The sequence below is a fragment of the Paenibacillus sp. A3 genome (assembly GCF_001399685.1).
Taxonomy (GTDB): Bacteria; Bacillota; Bacilli; order Paenibacillales; family NBRC-103111; genus Paenibacillus_G.
The window spans coordinates 1-1,799 of record NZ_JTHN01000391.1; the positions used below are offsets into that span (position 1 = coordinate 1).

Annotated in this window: 2 protein-coding genes; both read right to left on the minus strand. The window is 59.2% G+C overall.

Features of this window, described 5'->3' with window-relative positions; genetic code table 11:
* Window positions 1-72: 72 nt before the first annotated feature.
* Window positions 73-1,260 carry a phosphoribosylaminoimidazolecarboxamide formyltransferase gene (locus QJ48_RS34875; protein ID WP_054977817.1) on the minus strand — a complete coding sequence of 396 codons (1,188 nt, stop codon included), beginning with the start codon at window positions 1,258-1,260 and terminating at the stop codon, window positions 73-75.
* A partial coding sequence (purN, locus tag QJ48_RS34880; RefSeq protein WP_054977818.1) for a phosphoribosylglycinamide formyltransferase occupies window positions 1,257-1,799 on the minus strand: 543 nt, incomplete at its 5' end. The genes purN and QJ48_RS34875, both read right to left, overlap by 4 nt.

A 1,799-nucleotide genomic window follows, 5' to 3' on the forward strand; every position in this document is an offset into this window, starting at 1 on the left:
GCTGAGAATTTTATACGCGCAGCGGGTTTCTCAACAAGCTCAGGACATTACGGAGCAATGCCGTTTCGTCTCTTAATGGTGGAACAAACGGACTCCCGAATAAGCCATCACCATGCCGTAATCGTTGGCCGCTTTCACGACTTCTTCGTCGCGCATCGAGCTGCCTGCCTGCACGACGTACTTGACGCCGCTGCGGCTGGCGCGGTCCAGATTGTCTCGGAACGGCAGGAAGGCGTCGGAGCCGTAGGAAACGCCCTGCAGCTTATTCAGCCATTCGCGCTTCTCTTCGCGCGTCAGACGCGCCGGCACCTGCTCGAAGCAAGCTTCCCAGGCCGCCTGCTCCACCGATGTCAGCTCTTCTTCCAGCCATAGATCGATGGCGTTGTTTTGCTCCGCGCGGGAGAGCCCTTGACGGAAGGGCATATTCAGCGCCGTCGGGTGCTGGCGAAGGAACCAGCGGTCCGCTTTGTCTCCGGCCAGACGGGTACAGTGAATGCGCGATTGCTGGCCGGCGCCGATCCCGATCGTTTGACCGTCCAGCGTGTAGCAGATCGAGTTGGATTGCGTATATTTCAGCGTCACGAGCGCAATGAGAAGATCGCGTTTTGCGTTCTCCGGAAGCTCTTTGTTGTCCGTAACGATGCGTTCCAGCGCCGTGTCGTCGATGACGGCGTCGTTGCGCTCCTGCTGCAGCGTCATGCCAAACAGCGTACGGGTTTCGACCGGATTCGGAACGTAATCCGGATCGATTTGGAGAATCAGGTAGCCGCCGTTTTTCTTGGCGCGGAGAATCTCCAGCGCTTCGTCGGTATATCCCGGGGCCACGACCAAGTCGGATACTTCCCGCTTCAACAGCTGTGCCGTCGAGGCGTCCACAATATCGCTGAGCGCGGCAGCATCGCCGAACGAGGACATGCGGTCGGCACCGCGGGCCCGTGCATAGGCGGTTGCCAGCGGCGACAGCTCCAAGCCTTCCACGAAGTAAGCCTTCTTCAGCTCGGGCGTCAGCGGCGCAGCTACGGCTGCCCCTGCCGGACTGACATGCTTGAACGAAGCGGCGGCAGGCAATCCCGTTGCGCGGCGCAGCTCCCGTGCGAGCTGGAAGCCGTTAAAAGCATCCAGCAGATTGATGAAGCCGGGGTCGCCGTTCACTACTTTGATCGGCAGCGTCCCTTCCCCGATCAGCTTCGCTTGCTTTTGATGCGGGTTCATTCCGTAACGGAGCTCCAATACTTGCGTTTGATTCGTCGTTTGGCTCATGGTGCGGTCCCGTCCTCCTTAGGTTTGTTGGCGGCATCCTCCAAGTGGATGCTTCCCGTTGCAATCGCCTGGATCACTTCCGGGTATAATCGGTGCTCGATCCGATGGATTCGCTCGGCGACGGAAGCCTCCGTATCGCCAGGTTCAATGTCTAGGGCGCGCTGCGCCAAGATCGGACCGCTGTCGAGGCCCCCGTCGACAAGATGAACGGTCACGCCGGTCACCTTGACGCCGTGCCGCAGCGCCTGCCCTACGGCATCGAGCCCCGGGAACGACGGCAGCAACGAAGGATGAATATTAAGCATGCGTCCCCAATACGCGTCCACCAGAACATTCGTAACAATGCGCATATACCCTGCAAGAACGACAAGCTCGATTTGCTTTTGCTGTAACATCGTCAAAATTTCCCGCTCATACGTTTCGCGCGAATCGTAGTCCTTCGGACGAAACGTATGAACAGGCACGCCGGTCTGCTTGGCCCGTTCGACTACCCCCGCATTCGGACGGTCACAGACCAAAAGCTCGATGCGCGCATCGAG